Source organism: Pseudomonas fluorescens (assembly GCF_001623525.1).
GTDB classification, from domain to species: domain Bacteria; phylum Pseudomonadota; class Gammaproteobacteria; order Pseudomonadales; family Pseudomonadaceae; genus Aquipseudomonas; species Aquipseudomonas fluorescens_Q.
In genome coordinates this window covers 5,706,660-5,726,760 of record NZ_CP015225.1, presented here as the reverse complement: position 1 = coordinate 5,726,760, position 20,101 = coordinate 5,706,660, and the positions used below count along the sequence as shown (strand labels likewise).

At 62.1% G+C, this 20,101-nt stretch carries 13 protein-coding genes and 1 pseudogene; 4 read left to right on the top strand and 10 right to left on the bottom strand.

The genetic code is table 11. The annotated features are described in order from the left end of the window. Positions 1–82: 82 nt before the first annotated feature. The 10 genes and pseudogenes from TK06_RS24785 to TK06_RS24740 form a co-directional block, all read right to left on the bottom strand. Positions 83–1,495 (bottom strand): aldehyde dehydrogenase family protein, encoded by a 1,413-nt coding sequence (locus TK06_RS24785; RefSeq protein ID WP_063324202.1) that lies wholly within the window; start codon positions 1,493–1,495, stop codon positions 83–85. Then, complete coding sequence (locus TK06_RS24780; RefSeq protein ID WP_063324201.1) at positions 1,492–2,550, bottom strand: homoserine dehydrogenase; 1,059 nt, start codon at positions 2,548–2,550, stop codon at positions 1,492–1,494. The genes TK06_RS24785 and TK06_RS24780 overlap by 4 nt, the downstream gene beginning before the upstream one ends. Positions 2,551–3,695: 1,145 nt before the next feature. Beyond that, positions 3,696–4,133: an Lrp/AsnC family transcriptional regulator gene (locus TK06_RS24775; protein WP_053125728.1), complete on the bottom strand. Its 438-nt coding sequence runs from the start codon at positions 4,131–4,133 to the stop codon at positions 3,696–3,698. Between the two features lie 11 nt (positions 4,134–4,144). Next, positions 4,145–5,509 carry a threonine synthase gene (thrC, locus tag TK06_RS24770; protein ID WP_063324200.1) on the bottom strand — a complete coding sequence of 455 codons (1,365 nt, stop codon included), beginning with the start codon at positions 5,507–5,509 and terminating at the stop codon, positions 4,145–4,147. Between the two features lie 30 nt (positions 5,510–5,539). Continuing rightward, complete coding sequence (locus TK06_RS24765) at positions 5,540–6,424, bottom strand: LysR substrate-binding domain-containing protein (RefSeq protein WP_063324199.1); 885 nt, start codon at positions 6,422–6,424, stop codon at positions 5,540–5,542. A gap of 59 nt (positions 6,425–6,483) precedes the next feature. Then, positions 6,484–7,914 (bottom strand): amino acid permease, encoded by a 1,431-nt coding sequence (locus TK06_RS24760; protein ID WP_063324198.1) that lies wholly within the window; start codon positions 7,912–7,914, stop codon positions 6,484–6,486. A 151-nt stretch (positions 7,915–8,065) separates the two neighbouring features. Then, the gene (locus tag TK06_RS24755; RefSeq protein ID WP_063324197.1) at positions 8,066–9,319 is read right to left on the bottom strand and encodes a cystathionine gamma-synthase family protein; all 1,254 of its coding nucleotides are present in this window, start codon (positions 9,317–9,319) and stop codon (positions 8,066–8,068) included. Between the two features lie 233 nt (positions 9,320–9,552). Then, on the bottom strand, positions 9,553–9,939 hold the full coding sequence (locus tag TK06_RS24750) for a hypothetical protein (protein ID WP_063324196.1): 387 nt from the start codon (positions 9,937–9,939) through the stop codon (positions 9,553–9,555). A 4-nt stretch (positions 9,940–9,943) separates the two neighbouring features. After that, positions 9,944–14,791: pseudogene (locus TK06_RS24745) on the bottom strand (RHS repeat-associated core domain-containing protein). A 134-nt stretch (positions 14,792–14,925) separates the two neighbouring features. Continuing rightward, positions 14,926–15,384, bottom strand: coding sequence for a GNAT family N-acetyltransferase (locus TK06_RS24740; protein ID WP_063324195.1), 459 nt, complete (start codon positions 15,382–15,384; stop codon positions 14,926–14,928). Positions 15,385–15,840: 456 nt separating this feature from the next. Here TK06_RS24740 and TK06_RS24735 point away from each other — a divergent pair, with 456 nt between their 5' ends. Genes TK06_RS24735 through TK06_RS24720 form a run of 4 tightly spaced genes read left to right on the top strand, consistent with a single transcriptional unit; the run spans position 15,841 to position 20,021 of the window. Then, positions 15,841–16,464 carry a CDP-alcohol phosphatidyltransferase family protein gene (locus TK06_RS24735; RefSeq protein WP_063324194.1) on the top strand — a complete coding sequence of 208 codons (624 nt, stop codon included), beginning with the start codon at positions 15,841–15,843 and terminating at the stop codon, positions 16,462–16,464. Between the two features lie 11 nt (positions 16,465–16,475). Further along, on the top strand, positions 16,476–18,233 hold the full coding sequence (locus tag TK06_RS24730) for a bifunctional alpha/beta hydrolase/class I SAM-dependent methyltransferase (RefSeq protein ID WP_063324193.1): 1,758 nt from the start codon (positions 16,476–16,478) through the stop codon (positions 18,231–18,233). Beyond that, a complete protein-coding gene (locus TK06_RS24725; RefSeq protein WP_063324192.1) occupies positions 18,233–19,576 on the top strand; it encodes a phosphatase PAP2/dual specificity phosphatase family protein in 1,344 nt (447 codons plus the stop codon). Before TK06_RS24730 ends, TK06_RS24725 begins: the two co-directional genes overlap by 1 nt. Then, on the top strand, positions 19,566–20,021 hold the full coding sequence (locus tag TK06_RS24720; protein ID WP_063324191.1) for a hypothetical protein: 456 nt from the start codon (positions 19,566–19,568) through the stop codon (positions 20,019–20,021). The genes TK06_RS24725 and TK06_RS24720 overlap by 11 nt, the downstream gene beginning before the upstream one ends. The last annotated feature ends 80 nt before the right edge of the window (positions 20,022–20,101 follow it).

Sequence of the window (20,101 nt, the reverse complement as noted above, 5' to 3'; positions counted from 1 at the left end):
AGGGTATGCGGTGGCTGTGTGGTTTGTGCAGAAAAGCATCGGGCAGGTGACCAAACCTGCCCGAGGCCAACGACCTGACCTGTTATTCCAACGTATTCAAACAAACCACCTTCGGCTGGGTCATTTCCTCATACGCAAACCGCACCCCTTCCCTGCCCAAACTGCCGTACTTGGAACCACCAAACGGCATCGCATCGAACCGAAAATCCGAAGAGTCGTTGATCATCACGCCGCCCGCCTCGATCCGCCGTGCAGCGCTCATCGCGGTGCTGAGGTCGTTGGTAAAGATCCCGGCGTGAAGGGCGTATTCAGGTTCGTTAGCCAACGCAATGGCTTCATCGAACGTGTCGAACGGCTGCAACACCACCACCGGGGCGAAGGCTTCATGGCGCCAGAGTCGGCTGGAATGATCGACATTCTCCAATACGGTCGCGGCGTAGCAGGCGCCTTGGCGGCGGTGGCCGCAGAGTAAGGTGGCGCCTTCTTGCAGGGCTTCGTTCACCACGTGTTCGGCGTTTTGCGCGGCTTGGTGGGTGATCATCGGGCCGATGTCGGTGTGGGCGAGCAGTGGGTTGCCGACGACGAGGGCTTGGGCCTGGTGGACGAAGCGTTCGCGGAAGGCGGCGTAGATCGGGGCGTGGATGAGCAGGCGTTGGGTGCCGATGCAGTTTTGCCCGGCGGCCCAGAAGGCGCCGGAGAGGCAGCTGTCGACGGCGGCGTCGAGGTTGCAGTCGGTCATGACGATGACCGGGGCGTTGCCGCCGAGGTCCATGGCGAGTTTTTTCAGGCCGGCGGTGCGGGCGATTTGTTCGCCGGTGACGAAGCCGCCGGTGAAGGAGATCATTCGCACGTCGCGGGCGGCGACCAGGGCTTTGCCCAGTTCCGCGCCGCCGGTGGCGACGGTGACCACGGATTCAGGCAGGCCGGCGGCGACCAGGTACGAGACCAATTTGAGCGCCGACAACGGCGCCAGCTCGGACGGTTTCAGGATGACGGCGTTGCCGCCGGCAATGGCCGGGCCGAGTTTGTGGGCGACCAGGTTCAGCGGGTCGTTGTAGGGGGTGATGGCGACGATCAGGCCCAGGGGTTCGCGGGTGAACCAGCCCTGGCGCGATTCGGCGCCTTCGTAGGCGTCGAATGGCACGATTTCGCCGGCGTTGCGCTTGGCTTCTTCGGCGGAGAGTTTGAGGGTGTTGACGCAGCGTTTGACTTCTTTTTCGGCCTGTTTGAGGGTCTTGCCGGCTTCGTCGACGATCAGCCGGGTGAAGGCTTTGGCGTCGCGTTCGATGTTCAGTGCCGCGTGTTCGAGGATGCTAGCGCGGCGATGACGGGGGAGCGCGGCGCAGGCTTTTACGCCGCTGCGTCCAGTCTCGAGCAGTTGCGGGACTTCCGAGGCGCACACGTCGGCGACGGTGCCGACGATGCTGCCATCAAATGGGTTGAGGACTTCGATGTGCGGTTCGACGACCGCCAGGGCCAGGCGCGATACGTTCACAGGTTGTGCTCCTGTTTGCGGGTTGCCGATTGGTGGATGTGAATGATGTCCGACAGCAGCGCGAAGGCGGTTTCGGTGCGGCCGGCGCCGGGGCCCGAGACGGTGACGGCGCCGAGCAGTTCCGAGGTGAACGACACGGCGTTGGTGGCGCCGCTCACACTCGCCAGTGGGTGGTCGTTGCTCAGCAGGCGCGGTTCGACGCTGGCGCTGATGGAGCCGTCGGCGTTGCGGCTGGCGGCGCCGATGAGTTTCCAGCGGGCGCCGTCGTGGCGGGCTTTTTCGATGTCGGCGAGGCTGAGGGCGGAGATGCCGCGGCAGGTGACGTCGTTGACGGTGAGCTTGGCGTCCAGCAGTTCGTTGGCAAGGATGACGACTTTGAGGCGCACGTCATGGCCTTCGACATCCGCCGTTGGGTCGGCTTCGGCGTAGCCCAGTTCCTGGGCTTTTTTGACTGCTTCGGCAAATCCCGATCCGCCTTCCATGCAGGTGAGGACGAAGTTGGAGGTGCCGTTGAGGATGCCTTCGAAACCGGTGATCGAGCTGCCGGCCAGGGATTGTTTGGCGAGGCGAATGACGGGGGTGCCGCTCATGACCGAACCTTCGTATTCGAAGGCGACGTTGTTGCGCTGGGCCAGGGCTTTGAGTTCGGCGCCGTGCAGGGCGATGGGGCCTTTGTTAGTGGTGACCACGTGCTTGCCGCGCTCCAGGGCCCAGCGGCAGAACGAGGTGGCGGGCTCGCCGTCCACCGGGTTGGTGAAGGTGGCTTCGGCGATGATGTCGGCGCCGCAGTCTTTGATCACGGCTTCGTTGAGGGCGTCGACGGTGCCGCCGGGCAGTTGAGCCATGGCGCCTTGGGTGGTTGGCAGTTTGGCCAGCGACGCGGCGTCGAGGCCGTGGCGGTCCATCACCGAACCGAGGAACAGGTCGGTCACGCCGACGATTTTCAGGGTGAAGCCGAGGTTGGTTTTCCACTGCTGGTTGCGCTCGGCAATCAGTTGAGCCAATGCCCGGTTCACACCGCCGAAGCCGACCAGCGCCAGTTTGTATTCAGTCATTTTTGTTATGTCCTTGATCCGGGTGATGAGGTTGTTGGGATCTAGGTTAGGGGGGTGGGCTGGGCAGTGAAATATGCCAATTTGCTCTATTTTTTGGGCGTTTTGACCAGGGGGTGGGCAAAGCGGTAAGCATGCTTGTTCCACTGGCCAGGCACATTCCCCTGTGGGAGCGAGCTTGATCGCGATGGGGCCAGGTCAGGTACATCAGTTGCGGCTGGTGTACTGCTATCGCGAGCAAGCTCGGTCCCACAGTTTTTTTCAGTGCTTGGTCTATCGGTGCTGGGCATGCACCTGCTTGGCTGATGCACCGCCGGCCGCTCTTGTGGCGAGGGAGCTTGCTCCCGTTGGGCTGCGCAGCGGCCCCTGGAGTTGGCCTCTGCGGTGGGTCAGGTAGATTGCGGTCAATCGGGTTGGGGCTGCTTCGCAGCCCAGCGGGAGCAAGCTCCCTCGCCACGGGGGTTGTGGTGGTTGGGCACATTCCTCCTGTGTGCGAGCATGCTCGCGATGGGGCCAGGTCAGGTACATCGATGGTGGCTGGTGTACCGCTATCGCGAGCAAGCTCGCTCCCACAGGTTTTCCAGTGCTTGGTCTATTGGTGCTGGGCATGCACCTGCTTGGCTGATGCGCCGCCGGCCGCTCTTGTGGCGAGGGAGCTTGCTCCCGTTGGGCTGCGCAGCGGCCCCTGCAATTGGCCAGCGCGGTGGGTCAGGTAGATTGCGGTCAATCGGGTTGGGGCTGCTTCGCAGCCCAGCGGGAGCAAGCTCCCTCGCCACGGGGGTTGTGGTGGTTGGGCACATTCCTCCTGTGTGCGAGCTTGCTCGCGATGGGGCCAGGTCAGGTACATCGATGGTGGCTGGTGTACCGCTATCGCGAGCAAGCTCGCTCCCACAGGTTTTCTCGGTGCCTGGTCCATTGGTGTCAGGAAATCCACCTGCTTGGCTGGCGCACCGCCGGCCGCTCTTGTGGCGAGGGAGCTTGCTCCCGCTGGGCTGCGCAGCAGCCCCTGGAATTGGCCAGCGCGGTGGGTCAGGTAGATTGCGGTCAATCGGATTGGGGCTGCTTCGCAGCCCAGCGGGAGCAAGCTCCCTCGCCACGGGGGTTGTGGTGGCTGGGGCGTCTGCGGGCATCAGCAGCGGATAGCGCGCCTAGACCACCGATGACAGCACGAACGACGTCACGGTGTTCTCCACCCCCGGCAACGCCGAGATCTCTTTCCACACTTTATGCACCCGCTCCGGGTTCGCCGCGCCCACCCGCAGCATCAGATCGAACTCGCCACTCATCACATCGCACTGCAGCACTTCCGGCATGGCCTGCAACGCTTGCAACACCTCGGCACCGCGCATGCGGTCGTAGCGGTAGACGAAGATCACCGCGTTGATGTTCGACGACGCTTGCGCGCCCTCCCCGGTGCGCACGGTGTAGCCCTGGATCGCGCCGTCGCGTTCGAGGCGTTCGATGCGTTGGCGCACGGCGTTGCGCGAGAGGTTGACCTTGGCCGCCAGTTCGGCGTGGGCGGCGCGGGCGTTGAGGCGCAGTTCGGCGATGATGCGTTCGTCGAGGGGGTCGAGAATTCGCTTCATGGGGCCTCCGGTTACAGGGCGCCGAGCAGTTGATGGAGGGCACCGAGGTCGTCCGGCTGGAGGCGATGAATCTGCGCCGGGCCATGCTCGGAAACCGGGCGTTGTCGCGCCGCGATGTGGATCCCCAACTCGTCGAGCAACACCGCCGATTTGACCGGGGAGATCTCGCCCAAGGTCACCATCGGCGCCACCAGGCTGCGCCGATACAAGCGCGCCGCGAGCACGCCGGTGGCGGTGTGGGGGTCGATGACGTAGCCGGTGTCGCGATGCAGCGAGGTGATTTCCTCCAGCGTCTGCTCATCGCTGACCGCGTACGAGTCGATGATCATCCGCGCCTGTAGCCAGAACTCGTTGGCGATGGTCATTTCGCCGTGGGTTTCGAAGGTGTGCATCAGTGCGCTCACGGCCTGGTCGTCGTGCCCATAGAGCTCCCAGAGAAACCGCTCCAGGTTGGAAAAAATCGACAAATCCATGGCCGGCGACAGGGTCTTGCTGGCGCGCAATCGCGAGTAATGGTTCTTCAAAAAGAACTGATGCAGCGCGTCATTCTGATTGGTCGCAACAATCATCTGCGTGATGGGCAAGCCCATCTTCTGCGCGATGTAGCCGGCATAGACTTCGGCAAAGCTCGCCGCCGGCACGCTGAAACCGATGGGCCGCTGACCGCCGCCCAGTTGCAGCACGGCATGGAAATAAAACACCAACTGCGCCATGACGCTGACCCAGTTGCTGGAATTGAAACTGATCGCCTCATGCTGTCGGAACAATTGGGTGACCAGGGTCTGGCAGTCATCAAAACTGCCATCGACGGCCACTTGATGAACCCGCGGATGGGCCGTCGCTTGCAGGTCTTGAAGCTGGTCTTGCGGTACACCGGCCTCAGGATAAATCACCACCACATCGGTCTCGTCGCAGTGCTTGAAGGCCTCGATGGCGGCCAGGCCGGTGTCGCCGTTGGTGACACCGACCACCACGGCACGGCGCCCGCGTTTGCGCAAAAAGTACTGCACCAGCCGCGCCTGCAATTGCGCGGCAAAATCCTTCGAGGAGCGGGTCGGCCCATGGAACAATTCCAGGACCCACTCATTGCGATCCACCTGATGCAACGGCGCCAGGGAGCGATGGCTGAACTGGCTGCCGGCCTCCTTGAGCACCCGCTTGAAATCGGCCTCGGGGATCGCCTCGCCCACGAACGGACGCATCACTCGATAGGCCAGTTCGTCGTAGGACAGTGTCGACCAGTTGGCGATGTCCTGGGGTTCGAACGGCGGCAGTTCGACGGGGACGAACAGCCCGCCGTCCTCGGCGATGGCCGACAGCACAACCTTTTCGAAATCGACCTGCACGGCTGAATTTCGGGTACTCACATAGCGCATGGTCAACTCCGGATATTCACTTGAAACGGCTCACTTGAAACGATGCGCCTGCTCCACCAGCCAGGTGGAAAACCGCGCCGCGTCCGGGTGTTGCTCGGCCCCGGAACTGCGCACCAGGTAAAACGATTCGCTGGCCTCGATGCGCTGGGCGAAGGGTTCGACCAGGCGCCCGTCGCCGAGCATGTCACTCACCATCGACGACCGCGCCAGGGCGATGCCCTGCCCCAGTTCAGCCATGCGCAAGGTGCAGACCAGCGTGTCGAACTGCATGCCGGTCGAGGAATCCACCGAGTCGGCACCGACCATTTTCAGCCAGTAACCCCAGCCCTCTTCGTAGCCCAGCACGTGCAGCAATGGATGCTTGGCCACGTCCGCCGGCACCTTCAGCGTCGTCATCAAGGCTGGCGAACACACCGGGAACAAGGTGTCCCAGGTCAGGCGTTGCGACACCAGGCCGGGCCATTGACCGTGGCCCCAGCGAATTTCCATGTCGTCCTCGCCGTCCAGTTCCTTGACCCAGATGTTGCTGATGTAGCGGATGTCGACGTGCGGATGCACCTGGCGAAAATCCACCAGTTTCGGTGCCAGCCAGTGCACGAAGAACGCCAGGCTGCCGCGCACCTTGATTGGCCGGCGCTTGTGCTGGCCAAAGATCTCGTTGGTGCCCACCGCCAGTCGCGTGATCGCGTCCTGCACCACCGGCAGGTAGGCCTGGCCCTCCTCGGTCAGGCCCAGGCCACGGGGCAAGCGCTTGAACAGCGCCACCCCCAGGTGACTTTCCAATTGGCGGATCTGCTGGCTGACCGCGCCCTGGGTCAAAAACAGCTCGTCGGCGGCGTGGGTGAAGTTCAGGCAGCGGGCCGACACTTCGAATGCCCGCAGCCAATTCAACGGGGGCAACGTTTTTTGCTTCATGATCTGGACCTCGTTGACCCCCACGCACCGGGCACGTTTGCCCGCCCCGTCGACGCGCCTTAGAACGCGTCGGACGGTTGTGCCACGAAGGCAACCGACAAGCGTCGCTCGCGGCTTTTGCGGGTAATGTAATACACGAAGTAACACCAGGCGATGAACGGCAAGCCGAAGTACAGCGCCACCCGTTGTTCAGGGTCGAAGGCGATCCCGATGCACGCCAGGCTGCAGCACACCAGCGCCCCCAGCGGCACCCACGGATAGCCGCGAACCCGGAACTTGAGTTTGCGAATGTCGCCGCCGTTGGCCACATAGTGACGCCGGAAAGCGATCTGGCTCGCGGCGATGCTCATCCACACCACCACCACGGCCAGGCCGGAAATCGACACCAGCGCCAGGTAGATGGTGTCGGCGGCAAACACGCTGCTGAGCAACGAAGCGGCGCCGCCGGCCATGCTGACGATGATCGCGTTGAGCGGCGTGCCCATGCGGGTCAGGGCCGAGAACTGCTTGGGCAGGTGGCCTTGGTCGCTGAGGGTCCAGAGCATCCGCGAGGCGGCGTACAACCCGGAGTTGGCCGCCGACAACAGGGCGCTGATGATCACGAAGTTCATGATGTCGGCCGAGTACGGAATGCCGATGTAGGTGAACACTGTGACGAAGGGGCTTTCGACCAGACCGGCTTGCTCGCGGGGCAGCAGTGTCGCCAGGACAAAAATGGTCCCGACGAAAAACACCGCCAGGCGCAGCACCGTGGTGCGGATGGCCCGCGGTACATTGCGTTGCGGGTCCTTGGTTTCACCGGCGGCGATGCCGATCAGTTCAGTGCCGGAAAACGCGAAGGACACCGCCAGCAGCGTCATCGCAATCGGCATGAAACCGGTAGGAAAAAGTCCTTCGCGGGTGAAGTTGCTCAAGCCGATGCTGTGGGCCTGGTCGATGTTCAACAGGCCAAGAATCGCGCCACCGCCAATCAGCAGGAACACCACCACGGTCAACACTTTGATCAACGACAACCAGAACTCGGTCTCGGCGAACAAACGCACCGAAATCACGTTGGAGAGGAACACCACGCCGGCGAACAGCGCGCTCCAGATCCACACCGGTGTGTCGGGAAACCAGCGCGACATGAGGATGCCGGCAGCGGTGAATTCGGAACCGATGGCCACCGTCCACGTCAGCCAATACAGCCAGGCCACGGTGTAGCCGGTGCCCGGGCCTAGAAACCGTGTGGCGTAGGTGCTGAACGAACCGGTTTCCGGCATCTGCACCGCCAGTTCCCCCAGGCACATCATCACCATGTAGACCATCAGCGCGCCAATGATGTAGGCGATCACCGCGCCCATGGGGCCGGCCTGGTTGACGGTATACCCGGACGTGAGAAACAGCCCGGTACCGATGACGCCGCCTAGTGCCAACATGACAATATGGCGCGTCTGCATTTCCTGTTTAAAACCGGCACGCGTATTAAGTTGTTGTTCTTTTATGGACATGGTTGTTCTCATGAAAGTTGTTAGGGCGCGCATTAACGTCCGCGACAAGTTATTGGGCAGAGTAAAAGTGCATCGCCACTAAGCTTTATTATTATTCCTATTCATGAACGCCCCACTCACAGCCTTGTGGCGGGGTACCAACTTTCAAACTTCAGCTTGCGGTCTCGATAGGGGCTTCATTGAGTTGCGGGGTGAGGGTCTTTTTGACGAAGGCGAAGGCCTGTTTCAGATCGTCCAATAGATCGTCCGTGTCTTCGATGCCGACCGAAACCCGCACCAAGCCTTCGGAGATGCCCAGGGCCAGGCGTTCTTCCAAGGTGTTCTCGACATGGCTGGTGGTACGGGCCGGGCCGTAGATGGTTTCCACCGCGCCCAGGTTGCCCGCGCAATGGGCGAAGCGCAGGCGTGGCAGCAGCAATTTGACCGTGTCCATGCCACCGACCAGGACAAAACTGACGATGGCGCCGAAACCGGACATCTGCGCGCAAGCCACGGCGTGGTTCGGGTGGCTGGGCAAGCCGGGATAATTCACCGCCTCCACCAACGGTTCGGTGCAGAGAAATTCGGCCAGGGCCCGGGCGCTGTGTTGCTGCTGACGCATGCGCAGTGCCAGGGTCTTCATGCCACGGATGATCAGGTAGGCCGAGAACGGGTCAAGGCTCGCGCCGTTGATTTCCCGATAATGCCGCACCTGGGCCATCAAGGCTTCGCTGCCACACACCAGGCCACCGAGCACATCGCCATGGCCGCTGAGGAACTTGGTCGCGCTATGAATCACCACGTCCACCCCCAAGGCCAATGGGCTCTGGTTCAGCGGCGTGGCGAAGGTGTTATCGGCCACGACCACGGCACCGACACGCTTGGCCGCTGCCACCAGGCGCGGGATGTCGAGGATTTTCAGGGTGGGGTTGGTGGGGGTTTCCAGGTAGAGCACCTGGCAACCCTTGGCGATTTCACGCTCCAGATCGTCGTGATCGAAGGTCTCGCACAAGGTCACCGCCACGCCGGTGCGCGGCAGGAACTCTTCGAAGATCTTGTTGGTGCCGCCGTAACTGTCCTTGGTCGACACCACGCGATCGCCATGGGCCAGGAAGGTGTAGAGCACGCTGCTGATCGCCGCCATGCCGCTGCTGAAGGCCACGGCGGACTCGGCCATTTCCAACTCGCGAATCTTGGCTTCGAGGGTCTCGACGGTCGGGTTGCTCATGCGGCTGTAAATAAAACCGGGGGCCTTGCCCAAGGCGACGTCGTACCAGACGTCGATGTCGTCGTAACCGTACGCGGCGCTGGCCACGATGGGGGTTTGCGTGGCGTTGTAGGGGTGCCTGACCTGCTCCCCACCCCAAACCGCCCGGGTTCCTGCTCCCGCATTATCAAGCCCTGTGCTGTCAGGTTTATTGTTCATTGAGGCTACTCACACTGAGGGGGTGGATGTTGAGCCATCCACCGGATCTGAGGGCCAATATAGGGAAAAGCCGCGCGACCGAGAAACGATGTTATCGGTGCCAAAGGGGTGGTTTTTTTAATGGCTGGAGGCGAATAGCGACCGGCGAATCACCGATGAACCTGTGGGAGCGAGCAAGCTCGCTCCCACATTGGGTTGCATTGATTTTGGCTATGCAGTCTAACCATCGGCTGTCAAAGAGAGCTCATCCATCGCTCGTAATAATCTGCCTGCTCATCGATATCATTGGTTAAATTTTGATCTTCATAGTCGAAAATATTTACTATGTCATTATCATCCGCAGGCTCACCCCAGCGAACTTCGTAGGCCACTACGCCACCAGACATTTGCGAAGACATTCTCGAGGGGTGCACATTAATTTTGGCTCCCTTGCATAAAAATTTCACATCCGGAAAATCTTTTCTAACCATCCCCAGACAAAAGTATAAATCCGTCGCGGTGTAACTTTTTACCAATCCATCTGGCATCGTTACAGTCATAGCCATAATTTTTCGGTCACATTCAAAAATCGCGCTCTTAACGACGCCATCAACTTCAATTGCCACCTCTCTAGAGGTCATATCATCACCTGTCAAAATTAGGTATCGAGTATCCTACATAGGTTCCATCTTCATTCACTGGGGTTGCCCCTACTATATCTTTTCTATCAATCCCTCCGGGCACAGCTATTTCCACCTCCCTTCGATGCGGCGACATGACACCTAGTTTCTTATTCACATCAATACCCGGCACATTTTTTAACACATATACGTATCCACGCTCATATCCAAAACCAGTCGCGAATTTTATTGCCTCTGTCTTTGAAGGGGTTGTACTTACATAAATACTAGGCGGATTTCGATTATCTTTAGCATGCAAAAATAGATCGGTACTCCACCCTAACGGTTCGAATCCTGCCTCAAATATTTCCCAAGGCTCTCGTGAGTCACCTCGATAGGTATAGATATCTTTAGGCTTGGCTTGAGGGAGCTTCGATTCGCCCTCATCCACCCCAACCTTCGCCGCCGGATCCTGCCCCCAACCGCCGGCCGACACCCACCCTTCCCCGGACAATCCACCAACCCCAACGGATCCACCCACCCCGTCGGGTTCACCGTGTAGCGATACCCATTGAGCCCACCCGCCAATTTGCTCGGGTCAGACGTCAGATAGCGGCCAGTGCCGGGATTGTAGTAGCGGTGGCGGTTGTAGTGCAGGCCGCTTTCCGGGTCGAAGTATTGGCCCTGGAAGCGCAGCGGTTGTTCCAGTTGTTCGCCGCCGCCGTGCTGGAGTTCGGTGAGTTGGCCGTAGCCGTTGTAGCGCGCTGACCAGACGATCTGGCCGGCGGGGTTGGTCAGTTCCTGGGGAGTGCCCAGGTGGTCGAGGTGGTAGTAGAACGGGCGGGCGTCGGGGCCTTCGCCGTCGAGCATCGCCAGCGGGCGGAAGGTGCCGGGTTCGTAGACGTAGCTGCGGTGGTGGCGCGAGCTGTTTTCGGTGACGACCTGGTCGCCCTGCCAGAAAAATTCCGTGGTCAGGCCGTCCACGGTCTTGCTGATGCGTCGGCCAAAGGCGTCGTAGCGGTAGGAGGTTTCACGCCCAGCCGCCGTGGTGACGCCGATCAGGCGGTGCTGGCTGTCGTAGCGGTAGGCGCTGACCAGAGCCTGGCCGCGGCGTTCGCGGATCAGGTTGCCGAAGGCGTCGTAGTCATAGTGGCGGTCGCCCTCTTTCAGCAGGCGGTTGCCCTTGAGGGTGGTCGGGGCCGGGGCGGTCCTGCATCATCAGGTTGCCGGCCGGATCGTGGCAGAAGTGTTCCGGCGGGTCGCTGTGGGAAAAGTCGATGCGGGTCAGGCGATCCAGCGGGTCGTACTGGTAGCTGCGGCGGCTTCGGTTGTCGGAAAGGGTTTGCAGGTTGCCCTTGGCGCTGTAGGCATAATCGCGCCAGAACAGTTGCTGCTGTTGGCTCTGCCACACGGTCTGGGCCTTGAGGCGGCCCTGTTCGTCGTAGTCGTAGTCACTGAGCAGCCGGCCTTGCTGGCGTTGCCGTTCGCGACCGCCGACAAAGCGGTGTTCGGTCAGGCGCGAGCCGTTGAGGTCGATGGCGGTCAGTGCGCCACCTGGGGCATGGTGGTAGTCGAGCTGGCTGTCGTCCGGCAGGCGCAGGTGGTTGAGGCGTCCGCAAGCGTCGTAGTGATAACGCAGGGTGCCCCAACCCTGGTGTTCGCAGACCAGCCGGTCCTGGGCGTCGTACTCAAAGGCCAGGGGATGATCGCTGCCGTCGTTGACGTGGACCAATCGGCCCAGTTCGTCGTAGCGGTATTCGATGGCCTGGCCGTCGGGCAAGGTCTTGACTCGCAGCCGCCCAGCCGCGTCACGCTGGTACTGGGTGAGCCGTTGCGAACCGTCCTCGCCGTGCTCGGTTTTCTCCAGCAGGTGGCCATTGAGGTCGTAGGCGTAGGTGGTGCGTTGGCCGTCGAAGCCGACTTGCTGTCGGATCAAGCCGTTGGGCGTGTAGTCCAGCTGATATTTTTCGCCGGATTCATTTTCGATTTCGGTCAGCAACAACCGCGCCGAGTCGTAGCGGTATTTCAGCTCGCTGCCGTCGGGATTCAGGCGACGGCTGACCAGGTGCAGGTCGTCGGCGTATTCGTAGCGGGTCAGACGGCCCTGTTCATCGCGCTCGGCGGTGATCTTGCCGTAGGCGTTGTAGCGCCAGGTCCGCGTGGCTCCGTTGGGCAAGGTCACCTGCAGCAGGCGGCCGACGGCGTCCCATTGGTAGTGCGTGAGCGCGCCATGTTCGTCCTGGCGGCTGAGCAAACGCCCCAGGGCGTCGTAGGAAAAACGCCGGCGACTGCCGTCGGGCAGGATCTCTTCGGTCAGTTGGCCCAGGCGACTCCAGGTGAACCGATGTTCGCCGCCGTCCGGGTCATACCTCGCCAGCAGTTGCCCATGGGCGTCGTAGGCATATTCCGTGCGCCGGCCGGCCGGGTCGATGAGGACGATCACGTCCCCCCGGGCATTGCGCCGGTAGCGCCACACCGCCTGGCCGCGCGCACGGGTGTGCAGGAAACCGTTGCGGTATTCGTAGGACGTCGGCGCATCCACGGGGGGAATCAGCGCCAGCAGCCGTCCGACGTCGTCGTAGCGGTATTCGGTGACGGCGCCCAGCGGGTCCTGCTCGGCAATCAAGCGACCTTGTTCGTCGTAGGCCTTGAGGTGCTCACCGCCGTCAGGCTCGACCTTGCGCACCAGCCGCGCCCGGTCGTCGTGGACATACACCTCCTGGCTGCCGTCGAGGTGCTGGACCGTGACGCTGCCGTGCTCGCCCCAGGTGTAGCGGCTGTCCATTTGCGCAAACGAAGCCCAGTGCCGTACGCAGCGCGCCGCCCGCCCGGCCCCTTGCCACTCCCAGTAGAAACTCGCCCCGCCGGCCAGTTGCCTCTGGAGGATGACGTGCTGGTCGTCGTAGTCGTAGCGTTCGCTTTCACCGGCGGCATTGGTCGCTTCGATCAGTCGGAAACGTCCGTCGTAGCGGTAGGACATCAGCGTCTGTTCGGTCCGCCAGGCTTCGTCGAGGGTGATGGCGGGATGGAAGCTCTGGTAGTCGACGGCGATCAGGTGGCGCTGCTCGTAACGCAGGCGCAGTGCGCGCCCGGCGCCGTTGTCCAGGCGGCTGATGTCGCCATGGATGTTGCGCTGCAGCGTCAGGCGGTTGTCGTAGCGGTCGCTGAGGGCGGTCAGGTGACCGTCGCGAAAGTGCAGAAACGGGGCGTTTTCCCCGGGCTGGGCGACGATCAGTTCGTCCGGCTCGGCCCCCAGGTAGATCGCCGCGCGGGCCAGGCTGTTGTGGATGGCCGGACGCTGGGCGTTGGGCAGGGGAAACGTCGTGCGGCGGTTTTCCTGGTCGACCCAGGTGACCTGCTCGCCCTTAAGCTCCAAGCGATGGGCCAGGGCATGGCTCCAGCCGCGCCCGAGGCCGACGTCCAGGTCAGCGGCGCTGGTGCGGTACAAACGGGTGAAGACGAATGGCAAGCGGCCATCGAGGGTGCCATCGTCGAGGGTCAGCAGTTCTTCGCCGGTGACCATCGACACCGGGCAGCCGCTGGTCTGGGTCTGGGCGGCGGTGTCGGCGCTGTCGCCGTTGGGGTTTTTCGACTGGGCGGGGGCGTCGTCGTGGGGTTCGTGTTTGCTTAGCCGGGTTGAACCGTGGGATTTTTCTCGCGCCACGGCGGCCGGATTGCTGATCGCCAAGGGTGGAGAATGCTCGGGGGTGATGTGCAGAGGTCCGACAGGCGTCGGCTTCAATGGCGCACGCTGGGCGCTGACCACCAACGGTTTGAGCACATCGGGATGCCGGTCGAGCCGATCGGTGGAGCGTTGGGCCAGCCTCAGGCTTGATGCGGTTAACCACTCCCGAGCCCGCGCCGAGCGGAGCTGGCCAAGTACCTTTCCGCTCATCCGCACGCCCATGCCCAGGGCGCCGGTCAAGCGCATCAACAGGAAATTGATCAGCACCGAAGTGCGCATTTCACCTACGACTTCGGCCATGTACTGAGGCGGCAACATCCGCAGCCAACTGACGAATGCCACCATGTGAACGAAGAGCAACGGCTCGTCACTCAACACCATCAGTCCTTTGGCGATGGCCTCGGATGAAGCGCTCAGTAACTGCTCAAGTTCTACCTGGGTCAGATACTCCAGGAGCTTTTCGCTGTTGGCCTGCAGATCGGCCAACAGCTGGAAAACCTGTTTAACGTCATCCCATAGCTGATGCAGGGCGTTTTCGAAACCGCGCCAATCGGCCTGCTGCACCAGGTCATAACGTTCGCGAAACCCGGCCTCGGAAAACGCCGCCCACAGGGGTTGAAACTCGTCCCACTCGGCCTTCAGCCACCCCTCAAGTTCGTCCATCACCCCTTGATAGGACGCATACAGCGCCTTGACGTGATCGGCCGTCACATGGGGGAAAAAAGTGATGCGGTAGCGCCCGCCACGCCAGCATTCGGGGATCTCCAGGACGCCGCTTGGGCCAATGACGTGATGCACCGGCTCGCCAAACGTTTCCTTCCCGGGCTCGCCTCCGGTGACGGGTTCCAGCATCACCGGGGTGTCGCCAATCGGCACAAAGCGCGCCGCCTGGAACATGTGCACCAGCGTCAGCGGCCCTCCCGCCGGACAGGCCACCACCGTGGCACTGATGGGTTGATCAAGATTCTTCGGCGCCGCCAGGGACACCTCGTTGCCGACCTTGAACACTTGTTCAAGATCCAGCGCCCAGCCGGCCCAAAAGCTTTCAGCCCAGGCGTCGTAGTCGTTGAGGCAGGCGCGGAAGTCCGCCAGTACCGCTTCGACATCCGGCTGATCGGGGTCCATGGCCGCCACCACCAAAGAGCCGATGGTGTTGTTCAAAGCCAGGAGTTTGTCAGGGGCAAACATGCGGGAGTCTCGCGGGACAGGGACGAACGCGAGACTTTGCCGACGATGGCTGAGGAATTAAGTCAGTGAAAGAAGCGGTGGACGTAGGGCGATTCGCTAAATTTAAACGTTAGGCGTGCAACTCCCGGCGGCGGCTATAACTGTCGTGACATAAGCCATTGCTCTTTGCCCCAAGCCTCGAAACGCTCCAACACCTCCCAGCCGAGCCTGGCGTAGTAATCACGCTGGCTGTGGGTGTGCAGGAACAAGGTGATGATTCCAGCCTCTCGCGCATGACTGCAGATGCCTTCGATCAACTGCGCTGCAAGCCCTCTGCGTCGAGCCTCGGGGGTGATGAACACACACGCCAGCCACGGGCCCAACTCTGGCCGGTCAGGCAGGTCGTTGCTGGCCAGTGAAGCGCCGCCGAGCAACTGGTCGTGTTCCATGGCGACCAGGCACTTCCAACGCCCATCACCCTGCCCCGCCGCGAACTCCTGCTGCCAACTGTCGAGGGATTGCTCGGCATACTCATGATTGAATTCCCGATAAAGCCATTCGGCCATCTGGTCGCATTTCTCCATGTGGCTATCGAGCCAATCCACTCGCAGCATTTGAAACACTCCTTATGTATGCGGTCCTGGAGGGAGGAATGGAGGCTAACAGACTGCTGACCTGTTCTGGCCCACCGCTATCACGAGCAAGCTCCCACAGGATTTTCGTCGTTTGATCCTTAACTGACACACCACCGCTCTTGTGGCGAGGGCGCTTGCTCCCGTTGGGGTGCGCAGCAGCCCTGGATCCCATGACTCGGTGGGCCAGGCAAATTGAGTTGTCTTCTTTGGGGGCTGCTGCGCAGCCCAGCGGGAGCAAGCTCCCTCGCCACGGGGGTTGGCGTAGGCCGGTCTTTATTGGTTGAGCCCGCTCACACCGGGGTTTACACCCGCAAATTGCGTTTTAGATGCCTACCCGCGCGCATTCTCGAGAAATACCCGCCAGCAACCCCTCAACCTATCGTAATCTCGCACCTGTATAAGCCCAGCCCCGCAACCGGCCGAGATCTCACCCCGATGCCCTCCATCTACCAACTCAAGCCCGCCTTTCAAAACCTGCTGCGCCCCATGGTTCAACGCCTCTACAACAACGGCGTCACCGCCAACCAGGTCACCGTGCTCGCCGGCATCGTTTCGGTATTGGTCGGTGCGGTCATCGCCTGGTTTGCCAATCATCCGTGGATCTTCGTGCTTGTGCCGATCTGGATGTTCCTGCGCATGGCGTTGAATGCCGTGGATGGCATGTTGGCGCGGGAGTTTGGCCAGCAATCGCATCTGGGCGCCTACCTCAATGAGCTATGCGATATCATCGCCGACGCTGCCTTGATCCTGCCTTTTGCCCTGATTCCCGATGCCAGTCTGTTGCTCGTGTTGCTCGTCACGCTGTTGGCGTTGTTCAGCGAATATGCCGGCGTGCTCGGGGCCATGGTGGGAGCTTCGCGGCGGTATGACGGGCCGATGGGCAAGAGTGATCGCGCCTTTGTGTTGGGCGTGTTGGCGACCGGCATTGCCCTGGGTTGGCTCGGGGCGCTCTGGGTCGATGGTGTGATGGCGGTGGTTGCCGCCCTGCTGGTGTATACCTTGGTCAACCGGGTCCGTCATGGCCTGGGCCAAGTGAAGGAAAACGCTCCCTCAGCATAAAGGAACTTGCAATGCGCGAAGCCCAGGAACTGACGTTCACTACCCACGACGGCGTGGAATTGTTCTACCGGCATTGGCCGGCTGTCGACGCGGCGGCGGGTGACCCCCGCCAGGCTGTGTTGTTGTTTCATCGTGGTCATGAACACTCCGGGCGCATTGCGCACCTGGTGGATGAACTGGACCTGCCCGGGTTCGACTTCTTTGCCTGGGACGCCCGTGGCCATGGCCAGTCGCCGGGCGAACGGGGCGACAGCCCGAGTTTTGCCACCAGTGCGCGGGATGTGCAGACCTTCTGCGATCACATCGGCGCCACGCACCAGATCGACGAGGCGAACATCGCGGTAGTGGCGCAAAGCGTCGGCGCGGTGATCGCGTCCACCTGGGTCCACGACTACGCGCCGCGCATTCGCTCGCTGGTGCTGGCCTCGCCGGCATTCAAGGTCAAGCTCTACGTGCCCTTCGCTCGTCCGGGCCTGGCGTTGATGCGCAAGTTTCGCGGCAACTTTTTCGTCAACAGTTACGTCAAGGCGAAGTTCCTCAGCCATGACCCGGAGCGAGTGGCGTCCTACGACAGCGATCCATTGATCACCAAGGCCATTTCGGTGAACGTGCTGCTGGGCCTGTACGAAGCCGCCGACCGCGTGGTGGCCGATGCCCAGGCGATCCAGGTGCCGACGCAGCTGTTGATCTCCGGCTCGGACTTCGTGGTGCACCGCAAACCCCAGGAGCAGTTCTTCGAGCGCCTGGGCAGTTTGCACAAGGAGAAACACATTCTGCCGGGGTTCTTCCACGACACCCTCGGCGAGAAGAACCGTGCCCCGGCCATTGCCAGTGCGCGCCGCTTCATCCTGCAAAACTTTGCCCGAGCGCTGGACCGCCCTTCCCTGCTCGACGCCGATCGCCTGGGCGCGACCTGCGCCGAAGCCGAAACCCTGGCCACACCGCTGCCGCACAACTCGCTACGCGACCTCTACTGGCGCATGACCCGCGCCAGCATGCGCTTTGGCAGCAAGTTGTCCGCCGGGGTGAAACTGGGTTTCGACACTGGGTTCGACTCTGGCAGCACCCTGGATTACGTCTACCGCAACCGCCCCACCGGCACCTCGGCGCTGGGCAAGATGATTGACCAGAATTACCTGAACTCCATCGGCTGGCGCGGCATTCGCCAGCGCAAGCTGCACGTCGAGGAGCTGTTGCGCCTGGCGATGGGCGAGTTGCGTGCGCAAGACCGCGAGGTGCGCATCGTCGACATCGCCGCCGGCCATGGCCGCTACATTCTCGAAGCGCTGCAAGGCGTCAGCCCGTTGCCCGAGTCGATCCTGCTGCGCGACTACAGCGACATCAACGTGCGCGATGGCAGCGCGCTGATCGTGGAAAAAGGCTTGGGCGACATCGCCCGATTCGTCAAGGGCGATGCCTTCGACCGCCAGGATCTGGCGGCGCTGGAGCCGAAACCAACCCTCGCCGTGGTGTCGGGCCTGTACGAGCTGTTTGCCGACAACCAACTGGTCGGCGGTTCCCTCGCGGGCCTGGCCGAAGCCGTGGAGCCTGGCGGTTTCCTGGTCTACACCGGCCAGCCATGGCACCCGCAACTGGAACTGATCGCCCGCGCCCTCACCAGCCACCGCGCAGGGCAAGCCTGGGTGATGCGCCGACGCACCCAGGCGGAAATGGATCAATTGGTTGAGGCGGCGGGCTTTCGCAAGATCACCCTGCGGGTCGATGAATGGGGCATTTTCAGCGTTTCGCTGGCCCAGCGAGTGCAGTAATGAGCGCCGTCATCGCGCCGGCCCGCGAGCCCGCACTGCTGAAACCGGCGGTGCTGTGGTTGCTGTTGTTGGCGCCGCTGTTCTTCACCACTTACGGCTTCGCCACCTGGGTCACCTCCCAGCGTGACGATGTCGGCACGTTGGTGTTCGCCTGGGAAAGCCACATGCCGTTCATGGCCTGGACCATCGTGCCTTACTGGTCGATCGATCTGTTGTACGGCCTGTCCTTGCTATTGCCCACCAGCCGCGAAGAACTCAAGCGCCACGCCTTGCGCCTGCTGACGGCGCAGGTGATTGCGGTCAGTTGCTTTTTGCTCTGGCCGTTGCGCTTCACTTTCCCCCGCCCGGAAATGGACGGGGTGTTTGGTTGGTTGTTCGAAGTGCTGGCGGGTTTCGACAAGCCGTTCAATCAGGCGCCGTCGCTGCACATCGCGTTGCTGGTGGTGCTGTGGGTCTGCTATCAGCGGCATCTGCAGGGCTTCTGGCGCTGGGTGATGCACGGTTGGTTCGCGTTGATCGGCGTGTCGGTGCTGACCACGTATCAACATCACTTCATTGACCTGCCCACGGGCGCGTTGGCCGGTTGGCTGTGTGTCTGGCTGTGGCCGCTGGACCGTCCGAGTCCGCTGCTGAGTGCGCGACTGGCGACGGATCCTGCCCGCCGAGGCTTGGCCTTGCGTTATGGCCTGGGCGCGGCGGCGCTGTTTATCCCGGCGTTTGCCTTGGGCGGCGCGTGGCTCTGGCTGATCTGGCCGGCGGTCGCGGTGCTCATGGTGGCGCTGAATTACCTGGTGTTCGGTGCCGACGGTTTCCAGAAGCGTGCCGATGGTCGTTTGAGCCCGGCAGCGCGTTGGTTGCTGGCGCCTTACCTGGCGGCGGCGTGGATCAATTCGCGCGGCTGGACGCGCAAGCATCCGCAACCGGACCTGATAGCGGATAACGTGTGGCTGGGACGTATCCCCACGCCGATGGAGCTGAAAGACAGTGCGTTTACCGGCGTGCTCGACCTCTGCGCGGAACTGTCCATGGACAGCACGGGCGTCGCCTATCGCTCATTGCCAGTGCTCGACCTGACAGCGCCGACCGCCGAGCAATGCCTGCAAGCGGCAGAGGCCATCGAAAGCCTGCGCCAGCACGGGCCGGTGCTGGTCTGCTGCGCCCTGGGTTATTCGCGCAGCGCCACGGCGGTGGTTGCCTGGTTGTTGCACAGCGGGCGGGCAGCGAGCGTTGATGCGGCGATCGTGCAAATCCAGCGCGCTCGACCGCGTATCGTCTTGCACGCGGCACACCGTCGCGCGTTGGAGCAGTTATCCACAGCACAGGGGAATGTCCATGATCACTGATATGGAGCTCCACACCGTGGCGAGCCTGTTGCGCCGGGGGCATTCGCTGGACCAGTTTTCCACCGGGTTGACGCTGCTTGGGGCGCTGCTGGGGTTGGGGCAATGGTTGGTGGGCATCATCGATCCGTGGTTGCTGCTGTTGAGTGCGGCGCTACTGGTGCTCGGCATGCTGGAAAAATACTGGGCGCTGCGCGTGGCATTCGATGCCGATCTGTTCCAGCGCATGGCTGACAGCACCCAGTCCCTGGCCGAGCGCACCTATACCTTGGATCAAGCCCTCACCTCCCTGGGCCTGCAACCGGCCGCACGTGCAGGGCGTCTCTGGACTGAACGCCGGCACGGCGCGTTGTTGCTGCTGCGTCGACAGTCACGATTATTGGCCGTACAAGTCGTCCTGGTGCTGGGCTTCATCCTGGCCAGCCCCTGGTTAGCTTCAAGTATCTAGATAGTTTTGGTGGCGAGGGAGCTTGCTCCCGCTGGGCTGCAAAGCAGCCCCAAAACCAGGCACTGTGGTGCATCAGATGA

Excerpts from the sequence above, each read along its gene's own strand:
- TK06_RS24780 (WP_063324201.1), bottom strand. The coding sequence starts at position 2,550 with ATGACTGAATACAAACTGGCGCTGGTCGGCTTCGGCGGTGTGAACCGG.
- TK06_RS24775 (WP_053125728.1), bottom strand. The coding sequence starts at position 4,133 with ATGAAGCGAATTCTCGACCCCCTCGACGAACGCATCATCGCCGAACTG.
- thrC (WP_063324200.1), bottom strand. The coding sequence starts at position 5,509 with ATGCGCTATGTGAGTACCCGAAATTCAGCCGTGCAGGTCGATTTCGAA.
- TK06_RS24765 (WP_063324199.1), bottom strand. The coding sequence starts at position 6,424 with ATGAAGCAAAAAACGTTGCCCCCGTTGAATTGGCTGCGGGCATTCGAA.
- TK06_RS24760 (WP_063324198.1), bottom strand. The coding sequence starts at position 7,914 with ATGTCCATAAAAGAACAACAACTTAATACGCGTGCCGGTTTTAAACAG.
- TK06_RS24755 (WP_063324197.1), bottom strand. The coding sequence starts at position 9,319 with ATGAACAATAAACCTGACAGCACAGGGCTTGATAATGCGGGAGCAGGA.
- TK06_RS24750 (WP_063324196.1), bottom strand. The coding sequence starts at position 9,939 with ATGACCTCTAGAGAGGTGGCAATTGAAGTTGATGGCGTCGTTAAGAGC.
- TK06_RS24740 (WP_063324195.1), bottom strand. The coding sequence starts at position 15,384 with ATGCTGCGAGTGGATTGGCTCGATAGCCACATGGAGAAATGCGACCAG.
- TK06_RS24735 (WP_063324194.1), top strand. The coding sequence starts at position 15,841 with ATGCCCTCCATCTACCAACTCAAGCCCGCCTTTCAAAACCTGCTGCGC.
- TK06_RS24730 (WP_063324193.1), top strand. The coding sequence starts at position 16,476 with ATGCGCGAAGCCCAGGAACTGACGTTCACTACCCACGACGGCGTGGAA.
- TK06_RS24725 (WP_063324192.1), top strand. The coding sequence starts at position 18,233 with ATGAGCGCCGTCATCGCGCCGGCCCGCGAGCCCGCACTGCTGAAACCG.
- TK06_RS24720 (WP_063324191.1), top strand. The coding sequence starts at position 19,566 with ATGATCACTGATATGGAGCTCCACACCGTGGCGAGCCTGTTGCGCCGG.